Genomic DNA, 15,916 nt, shown 5'->3' on the forward strand with positions numbered 1-15,916 from the left:
CGGGCGGGCGCGCGCGCCGGCCCCTGGGGGGGGGCCCGCGCGGGGGGCGGCCGCCCCCCCCCCCAACGCCGTATCGGGCCGTATCAGCCGTGTCGAGTGGCCCCGCGGGACGCGTGGGCCACGGTTTTCTACGGCTCGAACTTGTAGCCCAGTCCCCGCACCGTCACCAGGTACCGGGGGGCGCCCGGGTCCGGCTCGATCTTGGCGCGCAGGCGCTTGACGTGGACGTCGAGGGTCTTGGTGTCCCCCACGTAGTCCGCGCCCCAGACCCGGTCGATGAGCTGCATACGGGTCAGCACCCGGCCCGCGTTGCGCAGCAGCATCTCCAGCAGGTCGAACTCCTTGAGCGGGAGGTCGACCTTGCCGCCGGAGACGGTGACGACGTGACGGTCCACGTCCATCCGGACCGGGCCGGCCTCCAGGGCCGCCGGGGTGACCTCCTCCGGCTCGCCGCGGCGGCGCAGGACCGCGCGGATGCGGGCCACCAGCTCCCGCGAGGAGAAGGGCTTGGTCACGTAGTCGTCGGCTCCTATTTCCAGGCCGACGACCTTGTCGATCTCGCTGTCCTTGGCGGTCACCATGATCACCGGGACGTTCGACCTGCCGCGCAGCTGGCGGCAGACCTCGGTGCCCGGCAGTCCGGGCAGCATCAGGTCGAGGAGGACGAGGTCGGCGCCGTTGCGTTCGAACTCGTCGAGCCCCGCGGGCCCGGTGGTCGCGATGGCGACCTCGAAGCCTTCCTTGCGGAGCATGTAGGACAGGGCGTCGCTGAAGGATTCCTCATCCTCGACGACGAGCACTCGGGTCACGGAAGGACCTCCGGGGCAGGAATCACGGTCGGGGAATCCAGCCGAAGGCTGCGGCTGGTGTCTGTCGCGGTGTCGTCCGTACCGCTGTCGGTGTCGTTGCCGGTGTCCCTGGCGGCGACGGCGTGTGTGCCGGTGCCGGTGCCGGGGCCCGCCTCGGCGGCTGTGTCGGCGACGGTGTCGTAGGGGGCGCGGTCGTCTTCGTCCTGCCCGGTGGGTGTGCGGTCCCGTCCGGCGCCCGCCTCGGGCAGCCTCAGGGTGAAGGTGGAGCCCTGACCTTCGGAACTCCACACAGTGACCTCCCCGCCGTGCGAGGCGGCCACATGCTTGACGATGGCCAGGCCGAGGCCCGTACCACCGGTGGCCCGGGAACGGGCCGGGTCGACGCGGTAGAACCGCTCGAAGACCCGCTCCCGGTCCTTCTCGGAGATACCTATGCCCTGATCGGTCACGGCTATCTCGATCAGGTCCCCGCCGGTGGCGGAGACCCGGTGCGCGGCGATGCCGACGCGGGTGCGGGCCGGTGAGTAGTTGACCGCGTTCTCGACGAGGTTGCCGAGCGCGGCGGCCAGCTGGCCGCGGTTTCCCCAGACCCGCAGGTCGGCCGTGCCGCCCGAGGCCATGGTGATCTGTTTGGTGGACGCGGGCTGCCGGGACCGGTCGATGGCCTCGGCGACCAGCTCGTCCACCCGTACCGACTCCGAGTCCTCCAGCGGGTCGTCGTTCTGCACCCGGGAGAGGTCGATCAGCTCCTGGACCAGATTGGTGAGGCGCGTCGCCTCGATCTGCATCCGGCCGGCGAACCGGGTGACCGCCTCGGGGTCGTCCGAGGCGTCCATGACGGCCTCGGAGAGCAGGGAGAGCGCGCCCGTGGGGGTCTTCAGTTCGTGGCTGACATTCGCCACGAAATCGCGCCGTACCGCTTCGATACGGCGGGCTTCCGTCAGGTCCTCGACCAGCAGGAGGACGAGACGGGAGCCGAGCGGGGCCACCCGGGCGGAGACGGCGAGGGCCTCGCCCCGGCCCGTGCCCCTCCGAGGGAGGTCCAGCTCCACCTGTCGTATCTCGCCGTCCCTGCGGGTGTCGCGGGCCATGACCAGCATGGGCTCGACGGCGAGCTTGCCTCCCCTGACCAGGCCGAGCGCGTACGCCGCGGAGCTGGCCTTGACGACGGAGTCGCTCTCGTCGAGCACGACCGCCGAGGAGCGCAGCACCGAGAGCACGGTGTCGACGCCCGGGGGCAGTACGGCATCCGTGTGCAGCGAGCTGCGGGTGGGTCTTGCCTGGTCGCGTTCGCTCCAGCGAAACGCCAGCATGGCGATCACGCCGGTGCACACCCCGGCGATCGCTGCCAATGCGGCGACTGCCGCGTTCACGTCCATGTGTCCCAGGTTATGCGCGGCCACGGACATGCTCCCAGCCATCGAGGTGTCTCCTCGAACACTCGTCGCCCAGAGTTCACCGAGGAGAAAGTGCCGGTTCATTTGAGAGGGAGGCGCCCGACGCGTGGCGGACAGAACGTGGGAGCGTAGGGCCCTGACAAGAACGTCACAGGAACGTCAAGAGAGGGACAAACCCCATGCGGGACGCGTACCACGAGGAACTGGACTCGATCGGCGAAGACCTGGTCGAGATGGCCCGGCTGGTCGGTTCCGCCATCGGGCGTGCCACCACGGCCATGCTCGACGCCGATCTTAAGCTCGCCGAGAGTGTGATCGCGGCGGACGACAAGGTCGACACGCTCCACCACGACCTGGAGGCGCGCGCCATCGCGCTGCTGGCACGGCAGCAGCCGGTGGCCACGGACCTGCGGATCGTGGTCACGTCGCTGCGGATGAGCGCCGACCTGGAGCGCGCCGGCGACCTCGCCCAGCACGTGGCCAAGCAGGCCAGGCTCCGTTTCCCGGAGTCGCCCGTGCCGCGCGACCTGCACGCGACGCTGCTGGAGATGGGGCAGCTCGCGCAGCGCCTGATGGCGAAGGCCGCCGAGGTGATAGTCACCAAGGACGTCGACCTGGCACTCCAGCTCGAACAGGACGACGACGAGATGGACCTGCTGCACCGCACGCTCTTCCAGCACCTGATGGACGACCGCTGGAAGCACGGCATCGAGACGGCCGTGGACGTGACGCTGCTGGGCCGCTACTACGAGCGGTTCGCGGACCACGCGGTGTCGGTCGCCAAGCGGGTCGTCTACCTGGTGACGGGCGAGCACGCGGACGAGATCCAGCCGGTGGACACCCCGGTCGAGGGCGCGTAGAGGGCGTAGGGCGCATAGTCGTGCAGAGGTGACGCAGGGGAGCGCGGAAGGGGCGCTTACCGCCGCGCTTGCGCGGATGCGCCGCGAATGCGCCGTTGTTGTCCCCGCTCCGGCAGGCATGCAATGGGCGCAGGCGACACCCCTGCACGCCTTGAGGAGGATCCCATGGCCGATTCCCCTACGACCGCACCCCGGCAGGAGGCCCCGGCGGCTCCTGTCCCCGTCGTACGTCTGCCCGTTCTCGGCGCGTGCGGCTGCGGCTCCGGCTGCGGCTGCGGCTGCCAGTCGGGCGGCTCGTGCCAGTGCGGCGGAAACTGCGGCTGACGACGGCCGGCTGACGGCTGACGGCCGGTGCACGCCGTACCGACGCGCACGTGCCGACACGCACCGTTACGTATGCGAAGGGCCCCGTCCGGTCGAACGTGTGAGTACGTTCTCCCCGGACGGGGCCCTCCGGTTTCGCCGCGGCTGTCTCCGCCGCCGCTGCTACTTCTTGCCCTGGTTCTTGACGGCCTCGATGGCGGCGGCCGCCGCGTCCGCGTCCAGGTAGGTGCCGCCCGGGGTGACCGGGTGGAAGTCGGCGTCCAGCTCGTAGACGAGCGGGATGCCGGTCGGGATGTTCAGGCCCGCGATGTCGGCGTCCGAGACCCCGTCGAGGTGCTTGACGAGCGCGCGCAGGCTGTTGCCGTGGGCGGCGATCAGGACCGTACGGCCGGAGAGCAGGTCCGGGACGATCGCGTCGTACCAGTACGGGAGCATCCGCTCCACAACGTCCTTGAGGCACTCCGTGCGCGGGCGCAGCTCGCCGGGGATCGTCGCGTAGCGGGGGTCGTCGCTCTGCGAGAACTCCGTGCCGTCCTCCAGCGCGGGCGGCGGGGTGTCGTACGAACGGCGCCAGAGCATGAACTGCTCCTCGCCGAACTCGGCGAGCGTCTGCGCCTTGTCCTTGCCCTGGAGCGCGCCGTAGTGGCGCTCGTTCAGGCGCCAGGAGCGCTGGACGGGGATCCAGTGGCGGTCCGCGGACTCCAGCGCGAGCTGCGCGGTGCGGATGGCGCGCTTCTGGAGGGATGTGTGCAGCACGTCGGGCAGCAGGCCGGCGTCCTTGAGCAGCTCGCCGCCGCGGACGGCTTCCTTCTCGCCCTTGTCGGTGAGGTTGACGTCCACCCAGCCGGTGAACAGGTTCTTCGCGTTCCATTCGCTCTCGCCGTGGCGGAGGAGGATCAGCTTGTACGGTGCGTCGGCCATGGGCCAAAGCCTAATGGACCCGTTCCGTGCGCTTCGGGGGACGCCTCGTACCGCGGCACCGGCGCCCGCGGACGATTGACGGAGGGCGTCAATCGAGTGGCGCGGCAGCGGGCCGCTTACGTACGTTTCCCCTGGTCGTCACGGTGCCGGGTGCACGGTGCCGGGGCGCACGGCACCGGCACCTCGCGTCACATCGCCCGCGCCATTTCGTATCGCTGCACATGCTTCGTATCGCTTCACACGCTTCGTATCGCTGCACATGTTTCGTGTCGCTTCGTATCGCTGCCCCGGGGGGAAATCCGAATGTCCGTCTCCACGTCGGTCACCGCATCGGTCGCCGCCCGCGTCGCCGGGCTGCGGCGCGCGGTGCGGGAGAGCGTCTCGGGGCTGCCCCGGGAGTTCTGGTGGCTGTGGACGAGCACCCTGGTCAACCGGCTCGGGGCGTTCGTCGCCACCTTCATGGCGCTCTACCTGACGCTGGACCGGGGCTACTCCGCCTCGTACGCGGGCCTGGTGGCCTCGCTCCACGGGCTCGGCGGGGTGGTCTCCTCGCTCGGCGCCGGGGTGCTGACCGACCGGCTCGGGCGGCGCCCCACGATGCTGGTCGCGCAGGCGTCGACGGCGGTGTCGGTCGCGCTGCTCGGTTTCATGCGGGACCCGGTGGCGATCGCGGCGGTGGCCTTCCTGGTCGGCATGGCATCGAGCGCGTCGCGGCCCGCCGTGCAGGCGATGATCGCGGACATCGTCCGGCCCGAGGACCGGCTGAGGGCGTTCTCCCTCAACTACTGGGCGATCAATCTGGGCTTCGCGGTCTCGGCGGCGGGCGCCGGGTTCGTCGCGCAGTACAGCTATCTCGCGGGGTTCCTGGGTGAGGCCGCGCTGACGCTGGCCTGCGCCGTCGTGGTCTTCCTGAAGCTGCCGGAGTCCCGGCCGGAGCCCGGGTCCGGGCGTACGGAGCGGGCGGCCACGGCGGCCGTCCGGCCGGAGGTGGGGATGGGGACGGTCCTGCGGGACGGCCGTTTCATGAGCGTCGTCGGGCTGTCGTTCCTGGTGGCGCTGATCTTCCAGCAGGGGTACGTGGGGCTGCCGGTGGCGATGGGCGCGGACGGGTTCGACAGCGCCGACTACGGCATGGCCATCGCGGTGAACGGCGCGCTGATCGTGGTCCTGCAGATCCCGGTCACCCGCTTCATCCAGCACCGCGACCCGCGCCACCTCCTGATCGTCTCGTCGCTCGTGGCGGGATACGGCTTCGGGCTGACGGTGTTCGCCGGGTCGATCGCGGTGTACGCGGTGACGGTCTGCGTCTGGACCCTGGCCGAGATCGTCAACGCGCCGACGCAGACGGGCCTGGTCGCCCGGCTCTCCCCGCTCCACGGGCGGGGCCGTTACCAGGGGATGTACACGATGTCCTGGTCGGCGGCGGCGCTGATCGCCCCGCTCGTGTCCGGCTTCGTGATCGACCGGTTCGGCGCGGACTGGCTGTGGGGCGCGTGCGCGTTGCTGGGAACGGCGGCGGGGCTGGGGTACTGGCTGCTGGTACGGGGACTGTCGGAGGAGGAGTCTCCGGAGCCCTCGCCGGAGCAGGAGACAGTGGCGAACGGGCAGGCGGAGAAGGCGGATCCGGGGGCCGAGGCGCCGGTACGGCAGACCGCGTAGCCCTTGTAGCTCCGTTACCCGTAGCCCCGTCAGCCCCTGTCACCCGGCGCGCCCGCGGCTCGCCCGTACACCGTCCGTACGTTGTCCCTCGGCGCCGGTCGGTGGTGGGCCGCCGGGCCCTGGGCGAAGGCGCGGAGCACGTTCTCGGTCGTGCGGGTGACGAAGGCGCCGGTGCGCCTGTCCAGGCCGTGGTTGCGGCCGTTGTCGCGGGTGCCCGCCATCAGTGCCTCGACCCAGCGCATCGTTCCCGACGCGAAGACACCCGCGCCGCTCGGCGTCGTGTAGTACGCGGAGTCGGCGTGGCTCCTGCGGCCCTTGCAGGTCAGCGGGGAGTGGGCGACGATCTCCAGCGGCGAGGGGGTGGGCGCCTCCGGGGTGACCCGGTCGTACTCCACCCCGACCAGATGGGCGAAGGAGTCCCCGGGCCGTACCCCCGTCCCCTCGAAGACCCAGTGGTCCGCGCTGTGCACGACGTACGGGGCGTCCACGGGGAAGCCCTCGTAGAGGACGCCGGTCAGGGTGGACTCGGGGTCGGCGGCCGGGGGTTGGCGGAAGTCGGTGGTGACCATGGTGCGGTGCTGGACCAGGTACGGGTCGTTGGCGTAGTCGGTCTTGTAGCAGACGACCGTGCGGGCGTTCCCGGGGTTCTTTCCGTCCGCCCCCATCGCGTCGTCCGGTTCCCTATGTCTCTGTGGTCCCGCCAGGCCCTTCGGGCCCTCCAGCCGGATCCGGCGGTAGCAGGTGTTCGCGCCGAGGAAGACCAGATTGGTCCCGGCGTCACGCGCCCGGGTGAAGTGCCACCGCTGCTCCGGGGTCCAGTACTCGTCGTGGCCGAGCGAGACCAGCGCCGCCGCGCCCCGCAGGACGGCCGGGTCCGCGTGGATGTCCGGGCCCGTCGTGTACGCGAGCGGGAGGCCGAGGCGTTCGGCGAGGACGACCGCCGCGCGCTCGTAGACGAGGAACTTCTCGGCGCCGTTCTTGTCGTACGGCCGGTCGAAGCTGACGGCCAGCGAGCGGGCCCCGTACCTGCCGTTCGGGCCTTCGTAGAGGCTCCGGCCGCCCCACAGGTTGTACGCCTGCCAGGTCGCGGGGGCGTGGGCCAGTACGGTCCGGCCCGCGCCGGCCGACGAGCGGACGATCAGCGGGACGTACCGCTGGTGGCCGTTCTCCGCGTCCAGCCGGAGCAGGTACGCGCCTTCGGGCCAGCCGGCCGCGCGGACGGTGAGCGTACGGTCCCAGTCGGCGCGCACGGTCTGGGTGGCGCGCACCAGGCGCGCGTCGCGCGGGCCGCGCTGGGCCCGGCCCGGTATCCGCTCCGAGTGCCAGACCAGCCGGGCCTGGGCGCCGCCGTACCAGCCGACGCGGTACGCCGAGACGCGGAAGGCGGGTGCGGTCGTCGAGACGTGCAGGCCGAACTCCTCCCCCGGCAGGACGCTCACCCGGTCGGTGTAGCCGAGGACCGCGTCGGGCGGGCCCTGGGAACGGATGCGCCAGTCGGGGCTGCCGGGGCGGGAGCGTTCGGCGGCGTCGGCGGGGTGGGGAGTGCCGGTGCCCGTTCGCGCCGGCTCCTCGGCCGTGCCCGTATCCGTACCGGTGGGGGCGGTGTCGCAGGCCGCCACCACGCCCACCGCGAGACCGGCGGCTCCGGCGGCGGCCACCCCGAGGAAGCGTCGGCGGTCGAGCCGGCCCCTCCGCTCCGATATGTCTCCCATGGCCGCATCGTCGCCCGGGGCCGGGCACCCCGCACCTCCGGTACGGCCGTACGCGGCGGTACGGCCGTACGGCGACGGGCCTCGGGCGACGGGCGTACGGCGACGGGCGTACGGCGACGGGCAGCGAGGCGTTACGCGGGCCGGGTCAGATGCGCGAACGCGTCCAGGTTCCGCGTGGACTCGCCGCGCGAGGTCCGCCACGCGTACTCCTTGCGGATCGCGCTCGCGAACCCCAGCTCCAGCAGGGTGTTGAAGGAGCCGTCCGCCGCCTCCAGCACCGAGCCGAGCAGCCGGTCGATCTCGTCCTCGCTGACCGCCGCCAGCGGGAACTTGCCCGTGAGGTAGATGTCGCCGAGGGCGTCGACCGCGTAACTCACCCCGTACAGCTTGAGGTTGCGCTCCAGCAGCCAGCGCAGGACGCCCTCCTCGTTCTCGTCCGGGTGGCGGATCACGAACGCGGTGACGGAGAGCGCGTGCCGGCCGACGCGGAGCGCGCAGGTCGTGGAGAGCTTGCGGGTGCCGGGGAGGGAGACGACGTACGAGCCGGGCTCGGGGCTCTCCCACTCCAGCTCGGCGCCGTTCAGCGCCTGTTCGACGATCCGCCCGGCACGCTGTACGACATCGACCTCAGCCATGAGCCGAGCCTACGACAGGTCAGCCGCGCTGCTGGGGGCGGCCGTGGCGCCGGTGGTCCTGGACCGCCGCCGTGTACACGTCCGCCGTCGCCGCCGCCGCGGTGTCCCAGCCGAAGGACTGGGCGTGGCGCGCGGCCGCCGCGCCCATCCGGTCGACCAGCTCCGGGGCGTCGAGGAAACGCCGCAGGGCCGTCGCGTACGCCGCCGGTTCGTGGCCGGGGACCAGAAAGCCGGTCTCCCCGTCCCGCACCGCCACCGGGAGGCCGCCCACCGCCGCGGCCACCACGGGGGTGCCCGCCGCCTGGGCCTCTATGGCGACCAGGCCGAAGGATTCGCTGTGCGAGGGCATGACCAGCACCGAGGCCGCACGGAACCAGTCCGCCAGCAGCGCCTGACCGACCGGCGGCCGGAACCGTACGACATCGGCGATGCCCAGCCGCGCCGCGAGTTTCTGGAGTCCTTCCGGCTTGGCCAAACCACTGCCGCTCGGGCCGCCGACGACCGGCACGACCAGCTTGCGGCGGAGCGAGGGGTCCCGCTCCAGGAGAACGGCCACGGCGCGCAGCAGCACGTCGGGGGCCTTCAACGGCTGGATACGGCCGGCGAAGAGGGGGACGAACGCGTCCTGGGGCAGCCCCAGCCGACGGCGGGCGGCGGCGCGTCCGTCCGACGGACAGAAACACTCCAGATTCACCCCGGGGTGGACGATCGCGGCCTTGTCCGGCTCCGCCTCGTAGAAGCGGACCAGGTCGTCGGCCTCCTCCGCGGTGTTGGCGATCAGCCGGTCGGCGGCGCGCACGATCTGGGTCTCGCCGATGACCCGGGCCGCGGGCTCGGGCCGGTCGCCCTCCGCCAGGGCGGCGTTCTTCACCTTCGCCATCGTGTGCATGGCGTGGACCAGCGGGACGCCCCACCGCTCGGAGGCCAGCCAGCCGACGTGTCCGGAGAGCCAGTAGTGCGAGTGGACCAGGTCGTAGTAACCGGGGCGCTGGCCCGCCCAGGCCTGCATCACACCGTGCGTGAAGGCACAGAGCTGCGCGGGCAGCTCCTCCTTGGCCAGTCCCTCGTACGGGCCGGCGTCCACGTGGCGGACGAGCACACCGGGCGCGAGCTCCACCGACGGCTCCAGGCCGCCGGTCGTGGCCCGCGTGAAGATCTCCACCTCGATGTCGATCGCGGCGAGGCGCTTCGCCAGCTCGACGATGTAGACGTTCATCCCGCCCGCGTCGCCCGTCCCGGGCTGGTGCAGCGGCGAGGTGTGGACGCTGAGCATGGCTATCCGGCGCGGCCCGCGGTGTGGTCCCGGGAGGCGCCGCAGCCGGGGCTGCCTGGACTGACCTGCGAAAGTGTTGGCGATTCGGGACACGTACTGGCTCACGTCCAGGGTCCTCTCGCAGGCAAACATGCCGAAAGACATGCGGTGGAACATGACAAAGAGAGGGCGTGGGGAACCCTCCGAAGGCCGTCAACAGTGGAACGCACCCCCTTCATTTCCGTTTTGCCAAATCATTACCGACAACGGATCAACCCGCGCGCCGGTGCCCGATCTGGATACGCTCACCCGTATGGCGCAGCACCTGTCCCCTTCGTCCCCCTCAGTGGGCGGCCGCCCGGGCCCGGCGCGCTCGACGGGCCCGGCGCGCTCGACGGGCTCGCCACGGCCGACGGGCTCGACGCGGCCGGTGGGTGCCGTGACCCGTGGCACCACCCACCAGAACCGGCTGCGCCGCATGGACCGCTGGATCACCGCCGTCCACGGCCCGGCGCTGCGCCGTTCCGCCGATCCGGTGGTGGTGGACCTGGGGTACGGCGCCGCCCCCTGGACCGCCGTCGAGCTGCTGCGGCGGCTGCGTACGGCGGATCCGCGCGCCGAGGTCGTCGGCATCGAGATCGAGCCGGCGCGGGTCGCCGCGGCGCTCCCGTACGAGAGGGACGGGCTCCGCTTCCGGCACGGCGGCTTCGAGGTCCCGCTCCCCGGCGGCCGGCGGCCGGTGCTGATCCGGGCGGCGAACGTCCTGCGTCAGTACGACGAGACCGAGGTCGCCGCGGTGTGGGACCTGCTGTGCGCGCGCCTCGCGCCGGGCGGGCTGCTGGTGGAGGGGACGTGCGACGAGATCGGGCGGCGCCATGTATGGGTGGCGCTGGGTCCGAAGGGGCCGCGGACGGTCACGTTCGCGACGCGGCTCGGCTCGCTCGGCCGCCCCTCCGATCTCGCGGAGCGGCTGCCGAAGGCGCTGATCCACCGCAATGTGCCGGGCGAGCCGGTCCACGCCTTCCTGCGCGATTTCGACCGGGCGTGGGCCGCGGCGGCCCCGTACGCCTCGCTCGGCGCCCGGCAGCGCTGGATCAGGGCCGTACGGGACCTGTCGGCCGACTGGCCGCTGACGGACGACGCGCGCCGCTGGCGGCAGGGCGAGATGACGGTGGAGTGGGCGGCGCTCGCACCGGGCTCCGGCACCGGCCGCGGCCGGTGAGCCGCGAGGGAGTCCGGGACACGACAGGGGCTGGGGGAACGTCTGTGCGTGTCCGTTCGTCTCACCTGCGGGGAGTGGGACCTCTGTCGTTTTGGCGGCGGACATGGCACGATCTCGCTGTGACGAGACGTTACTGACGGTAAATCAGATGTGTGTGCTGTGCGGTTGGTCTGGAGGGGGAGCTTGTGAACCGACGGCGACATGGCCGCGTCTCTGCCGCGATCACCCTGGTCTGCGCGTTCGCCGTGCTGTCCGCGCCGGGCGCCGGCCTGTTGAGCCAGGCGTACGCGGCCCCCGCGTCGCCCGCCGCCCCCGGCGCTCCTGGCGTTCCCGGGCCGACCTCGTCGCCGTCCGCCGTCGCGCCGCCGCCGGTCGAACTGCCGCCGGGTGTCTCGCAGTCGGACATCGCCCCGTCGGGCAGTGCCGCGCCCTCCCTGGACGACGTGCGCAAGGAGATCGAGGCGCTGTACCGGAAGGCCGCCTCCGCCACCGACGCGTACAACCTCGCCGACGAACGCGCGAAGAAGCAGTCGGCGGAAGTGGTCGGGCTGACGGAGGACATCGTCAAGGGGCAGGTGCGGCTCGACGCCCTCAAGAAGCAGGCCGGCGCCGCCGCGCGGGCGCAGTACCGGGGCGGTGGGCTGCCGCCGGAGGCGGAGCTGATGCTCACCGGCGACCCGCAGCTCTTCCTGGACGGCGTGGGGCGGGCCCGGCAGGGCCAGAAGGCCACCCGGGACCTCATCGCCGAACTCTCCAGGACGCAGGAGGACTTGAAGACCTACACCGCGGACGCGGGGACGCGGTGGCAGGAGCTGGAGGCCAACCGCGCCAAGAAGGAGAAGGCGAAGAAGGAGATCACGAAGCAGATCGCCGCCGCCGAGAAGCTGGAGTCGAGCCTGGCGGAGAAGGACCGCACCCGGCTGGCACAGCTGGAGAAGGACGCGGCGGCCACGGCCCAGTCGGCATGGCTCGGCTCCGGGGCGCTCCAGGAGATCAACCGGACCGCGAGCGCGCAGGGCAGGAAGGCGATCGAGTTCGCGACGGCGCAGATCGGCAAACCGTACGTCTGGGGCGCGGAGGGCCCGGGCTCGTACGACTGCTCGGGGCTGACCCTGAAGGCGTGGGCGGCGGGCGGACGGCCCATCCCGCGCACCTCGCAGGAGCAGTGGCGGCTGCTGCCTCGCGTCGACGTCAAGGACATGCGGCCCGGCGACCTGATCATCTACTTCCAGGACGCGAGCCACGTGGGGATGTACATAGGCAACGGCAAGATCGTGCACTCCCCGCGGCCGGGCAGGCATGTGACGGTCACGGGCGCGGGGTCGATGCGCATACTCGGGGTCGTCCGCCCGGACGCATAGGGCCACCCGCGGCCCCGGCCGCACGATCGGTACGCCGAGATCCGACGCCCATGAGGCGTATGTGACTTGTGTGACGCGTTCCATGTTTATCCGGAATGACACGCGCATACGCACGTGATGTTTGTCATGGGCCCCTGGCGCCGAATAGCGCCGGATGCGTTACGGGAAGCGGCATATGGCGGTGTGGCCCGGTCCGTACGCCATTCCGCCGGGGCGGCGGCAAACGCTATGGTCCCCGTCTGGTGAAGCGTCGATCGTCGCTCCACCGCGCCCTCAGGGGGAGGGAAGGAAACCCAGACCGATGTCCGTACCCGCACCTGTACCCGTACCGCGGCAGCGCACAGGTTCTTCAGCCGCCGGCACGGGCACCACGACCACCGCCACCACCGCGGCCGGCGCGAGCGCCGTCGCGGCGTCCGCCACGGGGCCCGTCCCCGAGTCCGCCGCCGGCGGCACCCTCACGCTGCTGGTGATCGAGGACGACCCGGCGGGCACTTTCGCCACCCCGGAACTGCCGGAGGGGGCGGGTACGCGTGTCCGGATCCGCAGCGCCCGCAACCTCACCGAGGCCGAGCGGCTGCTCACGGACGACATCGACTGCATCCTGGTGGATCTCGCGCTCCCCGGCGCGGCCGACGGCGACGGACTGGGCCCCCTGAAGCACGTCCTGCGGCTGGCCCCGCGCCACGCGGTGCTCGCGCTGGCGGCGGAGGGCGACGGGGAACGGGCGGCGGCCGCCGTGCGGGTCGGCGCGCAGGACTACCTCTTCCGCGACGAGCTGGACGGACGGCTGCTGAGCCGCGCCATCCGGTACGCCGTCGAGCGCAAGCGCGCGGACATCGCCCAGCGCCAGCTCACCGAATCCCGGCTGCGCGCCCAGGAGAACGCCCGGCTGGAGCGCGGTCTGCTGCCCACTCCACTGCTCCAGGGGTCGGAGCTGCGCTTCTCGGCCCGCTACCGCCCCGGCCGCTCCCGCGCGCTGCTGGGCGGGGACTTCTACGACACGGTCCGTACGCCGGACGGCACGGTCCACGCGATGATCGGCGACGTCTGCGGACACGGCCCCGACGAGGCGGCGCTCGGCGTGGAGCTGCGTATCGCGTGGCGGGCGCTGACGCTGGCGGGGCTCTGCGGCGACCGGCTGCTCTCGACGCTCCAGCAGGTGCTGGAGCACGAGCGGGAGAGCGAGGAGATCTTCGCGACGCTCTGCACGGTCGACATCTCGCCGGACGGGCGGCGCGCCGGAATGTGCCTGGCCGGCCACCCGTCGCCGCTGGTCACCCGCAAGGGCCGGGCGGCGCGGCTCCTCCCGTACGAGGAGGGCGGCCCGGCGCTGGGCCTGCTGCCCCGGGCCCGCTGGCCCCGGCGGCAGGTGGAGCTGGGCGGGAGCTGGAACCTGATGATGTACACGGACGGGCTGATAGAGGGCCGGGCGGGCCCGGGGCTCAAGCAGCGGCTGGGCGAGGAGGGCATGGTCGAGATGATCAACGCCCAGCTCGACGCGGGGCTGCGCGGCGACGACCTGCTGGCCGCGGCCGTCGCCCGGGTGCGCGAACTGAACGGCGGCGAGCTGACCGACGACGTGGCGGTACTGCTGCTGGGCCGCGGCGCCTGAGCCCCGCGCGCTTCTTTCCGGGCCGCCGCGCTCGGCCGCCGCGGATCAGCGCCCGCCGTTGTACGGACCGTAAGGGCCGTCGCTGCTGGAACCGCCGCGCCGACCGCCGCCACCGCCGGAGATCTGCTGGGTGGCAGGGCGTACGTCGACCATGAAGACGATCGTGGCGACGAGCCCGGCGATCTGCAGGAACAGCATCGGCACGAAGAGGTTCACGGCGACCGTGACACCGAGAATGATCAGCCAGAACTTCTTGGTCTGCTTGTCCGCCGCCCGGTAGGCGTCCTCGCGGGTCGTCGCGGAGAGAAACAGCGCGACGACGGCGAGGACGAGCATGGCCATATTGAGCAGCCACAGAACAGAACCGAATGCCGAGAGCAACATGCTGAGCACCGCCTAACAGTGGGTGGGACGCCTTGCGGTCCGTGCGCCGATCCGTAACGTCGAAGGTACCCGGACAACGAGCCGGACACCCGCGAGGTGCCCGGCCCGACCGGTCCCGTACCCCCGGCCGGGCACACCCGGCCCCTTGTCCTGCCTGCTGCCCCCGGCAGCCCTACTCGGCGGAGGGGGGCGTGGCCTTCTTCGCGGCAGGCTTGCGCGGCGCGGACTTCTTGGCGGCGGGCTTGGCCTTGGCATCGGCCTTGGCCTCCGTCCTGGCCTCGGCCCCGGCCGCGGGCACGGCCTTGGCCACGGGCTCCGGCTCGACGACGACGGCGATCTCGGTGATCTCGTCCGCCGCGTCGCCGCGCCACGCCCGTACGCTCTGCTCGCCGCGCTCCGCGACCTTCTCGTACGTCTCGCGCGCCTTGACCGCGTACTCCGCGGCCACGCCCACGCCCCGCAGCGCCAGGTCCTGAGCCGTCTCGCCCAGCTTCCGCAGATCGGTGTCGAGCGAACCGATCACCTCGGTGACCTTGGCCTGGACGGTCGCCTGGGCCTCCTTGGCCTGACCGGCGACCTTCTCCTGGACGGCCTTGGGGTCCGAGTTCCGCACGGCCTCGATCCGCCCCGGCGCCTCGGCCCTGATCTGCTCGATCAGACCGGGCACCTTCTTGGCCTGCTCCACGGCGAGATCGGCGGTGCCGGCCGCGAAGTAGAGGGGCTTCGGGTCGCTGAAGGTCTTACGCAGGTCATCAGTGATGGCCATGACTTGGGTCCTCCCGGATCAATCAGTGTGAGGGTGGGTGACACCACTGCCGCCGTCCGCACGGGCGGCCCGTCCCGAGTCCGACGCCGAGGCCGGACCCGCGGCCGGTTCCGAATCCGATTCCGGCGCCTCCGTGTCGAGGGCGTTCTCCTTGCGGAACGAGTCGTAGATCTGGAGCAGCACCTGCTTCTGCCGCTCGTTGATCGAGGGATCGGCGAGGATGACGGCACGCGTCTCCAGCTCCTCGCGCTCCCGCTCGTCCAGCATCCCGGCCTGTACGTACAGCGTTTCCGCGGAGATCCGCAGCGCCTTGGCGAGCTGCTGCAGGATGTCCGCGCTCGGCTTGCGCAGCCCGCGCTCGATCTGGCTCAGATACGGATTCGACACCCCGGCGGCATCGGCGAGCTGCCGCAACGAGAGCTGCGCGTTGCGGCGCTGCTCACGCAGGTACTCACCGAGATTGCCGACGTTGAGTGATGCCATGACCCCATGGTGCGTCGCCTTGCTAACTTTTGCAAGCAAGTGCTTGCAAAAGTGTGCGGCGCCACTGCACGGACGGATGTGACTCGCAGCGGCAACTGTCACTTCGCAGGGGCATCTGTCACCAACCGCCCCCAGTCGACCAGCGGCTGCGGCTGCGGCCGCCCAGGATGGTCGCCATCCGAGCAAGACACCTGTGACCAAGGGATGCCCTGCGTCGGTCAAGTCGGCACGGCCACGCCCTGTCGTAAGCCTGCGCAAGGTGCGCGTAACCCCGCGTCCGGCAGACAAGCGGCATAGCCGCTCGTACGGCTTCTCGCGTCCGAGCCGTAGCCCTTGAAGACTGCCTATTCACGACGTTCCAAGCAGGCGACCGGCCGCTGGCTGGAACGCGATCACCTGCGGCCGCTCTGGCCAACCCGGACCTGCCGGCCCGCGACGAGTAGGCTGATCGTTCGCCATCGGACGGGGGAGGCCGGCGTGGACTACGGCGACAAGCTCTTCTGGCTCTCGGTTGTG

General features: G+C 71.8%; 15 protein-coding genes and 1 pseudogene. 7 read left to right on the forward strand and 9 right to left on the reverse strand.

The window, feature by feature from the left end; all coding sequences use genetic code 11:
* Nucleotides 1–128: 128 nt before the first annotated feature.
* Nucleotides 129–809, reverse strand: coding sequence for a response regulator transcription factor (locus ACFXKG_RS40455; RefSeq protein WP_046498012.1), 681 nt, complete (start codon nucleotides 807–809; stop codon nucleotides 129–131).
* On the reverse strand, nucleotides 806–2,188 hold the full coding sequence (locus ACFXKG_RS40460) for a sensor histidine kinase (RefSeq protein ID WP_384850397.1): 1,383 nt from the start codon (nucleotides 2,186–2,188) through the stop codon (nucleotides 806–808). Before ACFXKG_RS40460 ends, ACFXKG_RS40455 begins: the two co-directional genes overlap by 4 nt.
* A gap of 197 nt (nucleotides 2,189–2,385) precedes the next feature.
* On the opposite strand from ACFXKG_RS40460, the gene phoU reads away from it, so the two are divergent.
* Nucleotides 2,386–3,066: a phosphate signaling complex protein PhoU gene (phoU, locus tag ACFXKG_RS40465; RefSeq protein ID WP_384850400.1), complete on the forward strand. Its 681-nt coding sequence runs from the start codon at nucleotides 2,386–2,388 to the stop codon at nucleotides 3,064–3,066.
* A gap of 165 nt (nucleotides 3,067–3,231) precedes the next feature.
* Nucleotides 3,232–3,390: a hypothetical protein gene (locus ACFXKG_RS40470; RefSeq protein WP_382895040.1), complete on the forward strand. Its 159-nt coding sequence runs from the start codon at nucleotides 3,232–3,234 to the stop codon at nucleotides 3,388–3,390.
* A 162-nt stretch (nucleotides 3,391–3,552) separates the two neighbouring features.
* Here ACFXKG_RS40470 and ACFXKG_RS40475 read toward each other — a convergent pair whose 3' ends face one another.
* Complete coding sequence (locus ACFXKG_RS40475) at nucleotides 3,553–4,311, reverse strand: phosphoglyceromutase (protein ID WP_384850403.1); 759 nt, start codon at nucleotides 4,309–4,311, stop codon at nucleotides 3,553–3,555.
* Between the two features lie 303 nt (nucleotides 4,312–4,614).
* Here ACFXKG_RS40475 and ACFXKG_RS40480 point away from each other — a divergent pair, with 303 nt between their 5' ends.
* Nucleotides 4,615–5,970 (forward strand): MDR family MFS transporter, encoded by a 1,356-nt coding sequence (locus ACFXKG_RS40480; protein WP_384850406.1) that lies wholly within the window; start codon nucleotides 4,615–4,617, stop codon nucleotides 5,968–5,970.
* 29 nt (nucleotides 5,971–5,999) lie between these two features.
* On the opposite strand, the gene ACFXKG_RS40485 is transcribed toward ACFXKG_RS40480, so the two are convergent.
* From ACFXKG_RS40485 to mshA, 3 genes are all read right to left on the reverse strand, one after another.
* Nucleotides 6,000–7,682, reverse strand: a complete 1,683-nt coding sequence (locus tag ACFXKG_RS40485; RefSeq protein ID WP_384850409.1) for a N,N-dimethylformamidase beta subunit family domain-containing protein — start codon at nucleotides 7,680–7,682, stop codon at nucleotides 6,000–6,002.
* A 131-nt stretch (nucleotides 7,683–7,813) separates the two neighbouring features.
* Nucleotides 7,814–8,317 (reverse strand): YbjN domain-containing protein, encoded by a 504-nt coding sequence (locus ACFXKG_RS40490; RefSeq protein ID WP_384850412.1) that lies wholly within the window; start codon nucleotides 8,315–8,317, stop codon nucleotides 7,814–7,816.
* A gap of 19 nt (nucleotides 8,318–8,336) precedes the next feature.
* On the reverse strand, nucleotides 8,337–9,695 hold the full coding sequence (gene mshA, locus ACFXKG_RS40495) for a D-inositol-3-phosphate glycosyltransferase (protein ID WP_384850415.1): 1,359 nt from the start codon (nucleotides 9,693–9,695) through the stop codon (nucleotides 8,337–8,339).
* Nucleotides 9,696–10,047: 352 nt separating this feature from the next.
* On the opposite strand from mshA, the gene ACFXKG_RS40500 reads away from it, so the two are divergent.
* The 3 genes from ACFXKG_RS40500 (at nucleotide 10,048) to ACFXKG_RS40510 (ending at nucleotide 13,767) form a co-directional block, all read left to right on the forward strand.
* On the forward strand, nucleotides 10,048–10,791 hold the full coding sequence (locus ACFXKG_RS40500; protein WP_384850431.1) for a class I SAM-dependent methyltransferase: 744 nt from the start codon (nucleotides 10,048–10,050) through the stop codon (nucleotides 10,789–10,791).
* Between the two features lie 185 nt (nucleotides 10,792–10,976).
* Complete coding sequence (locus ACFXKG_RS40505; RefSeq protein WP_384850419.1) at nucleotides 10,977–12,152, forward strand: C40 family peptidase; 1,176 nt, start codon at nucleotides 10,977–10,979, stop codon at nucleotides 12,150–12,152.
* 301 nt (nucleotides 12,153–12,453) lie between these two features.
* Nucleotides 12,454–13,767, forward strand: a complete 1,314-nt coding sequence (locus ACFXKG_RS40510; protein WP_384850422.1) for a PP2C family protein-serine/threonine phosphatase — start codon at nucleotides 12,454–12,456, stop codon at nucleotides 13,765–13,767.
* Nucleotides 13,768–13,812: 45 nt separating this feature from the next.
* Here ACFXKG_RS40510 and ACFXKG_RS40515 read toward each other — a convergent pair whose 3' ends face one another.
* The 3 genes from ACFXKG_RS40515 to ACFXKG_RS40525 all read right to left on the reverse strand — a co-directional run bounded on the left by ACFXKG_RS40515 (nucleotide 13,813) and on the right by ACFXKG_RS40525 (nucleotide 15,400).
* The gene (locus ACFXKG_RS40515; RefSeq protein ID WP_384850434.1) at nucleotides 13,813–14,151 is read right to left on the reverse strand and encodes a DUF2516 family protein; all 339 of its coding nucleotides are present in this window, start codon (nucleotides 14,149–14,151) and stop codon (nucleotides 13,813–13,815) included.
* Between the two features lie 172 nt (nucleotides 14,152–14,323).
* Nucleotides 14,324–14,917: a hypothetical protein gene (locus ACFXKG_RS40520; RefSeq protein WP_384850425.1), complete on the reverse strand. Its 594-nt coding sequence runs from the start codon at nucleotides 14,915–14,917 to the stop codon at nucleotides 14,324–14,326.
* Between the two features lie 18 nt (nucleotides 14,918–14,935).
* Nucleotides 14,936–15,400, reverse strand: coding sequence for a helix-turn-helix domain-containing protein (locus tag ACFXKG_RS40525; RefSeq protein ID WP_384850428.1), 465 nt, complete (start codon nucleotides 15,398–15,400; stop codon nucleotides 14,936–14,938).
* A gap of 333 nt (nucleotides 15,401–15,733) precedes the next feature.
* On the opposite strand from ACFXKG_RS40525, the pseudogene ACFXKG_RS40530 reads away from it, so the two are divergent.
* Nucleotides 15,734–15,916 (forward strand): annotated as a pseudogene (locus ACFXKG_RS40530) (hypothetical protein); the annotation flags it as partial.

This window comes from Streptomyces sp. NPDC059255 (assembly GCF_042752355.1).
Taxonomy (GTDB): domain Bacteria; phylum Actinomycetota; class Actinomycetes; order Streptomycetales; family Streptomycetaceae; genus Streptomyces.

Bases quoted from the DNA above. Each gene is read 5' to 3' on its own strand.
- ACFXKG_RS40460 (WP_384850397.1), bottom strand. From the start codon at position 2,188: ATGGACGTGAACGCGGCAGTCGCCGCATTGGCAGCGATCGCCGGGGTG.
- phoU (WP_384850400.1), top strand. From the start codon at position 2,386: ATGCGGGACGCGTACCACGAGGAACTGGACTCGATCGGCGAAGACCTG.
- ACFXKG_RS40470 (WP_382895040.1), top strand. From the start codon at position 3,232: ATGGCCGATTCCCCTACGACCGCACCCCGGCAGGAGGCCCCGGCGGCT.
- ACFXKG_RS40475 (WP_384850403.1), bottom strand. From the start codon at position 4,311: ATGGCCGACGCACCGTACAAGCTGATCCTCCTCCGCCACGGCGAGAGC.
- ACFXKG_RS40480 (WP_384850406.1), top strand. From the start codon at position 4,615: ATGTCCGTCTCCACGTCGGTCACCGCATCGGTCGCCGCCCGCGTCGCC.
- ACFXKG_RS40485 (WP_384850409.1), bottom strand. From the start codon at position 7,682: ATGGGAGACATATCGGAGCGGAGGGGCCGGCTCGACCGCCGACGCTTC.
- ACFXKG_RS40490 (WP_384850412.1), bottom strand. From the start codon at position 8,317: ATGGCTGAGGTCGATGTCGTACAGCGTGCCGGGCGGATCGTCGAACAG.
- ACFXKG_RS40500 (WP_384850431.1), top strand. From the start codon at position 10,048: ATGGACCGCTGGATCACCGCCGTCCACGGCCCGGCGCTGCGCCGTTCC.
- ACFXKG_RS40510 (WP_384850422.1), top strand. From the start codon at position 12,454: ATGTCCGTACCCGCACCTGTACCCGTACCGCGGCAGCGCACAGGTTCT.
- ACFXKG_RS40515 (WP_384850434.1), bottom strand. From the start codon at position 14,151: ATGTTGCTCTCGGCATTCGGTTCTGTTCTGTGGCTGCTCAATATGGCC.
- ACFXKG_RS40520 (WP_384850425.1), bottom strand. From the start codon at position 14,917: ATGGCCATCACTGATGACCTGCGTAAGACCTTCAGCGACCCGAAGCCC.
- ACFXKG_RS40525 (WP_384850428.1), bottom strand. From the start codon at position 15,400: ATGGCATCACTCAACGTCGGCAATCTCGGTGAGTACCTGCGTGAGCAG.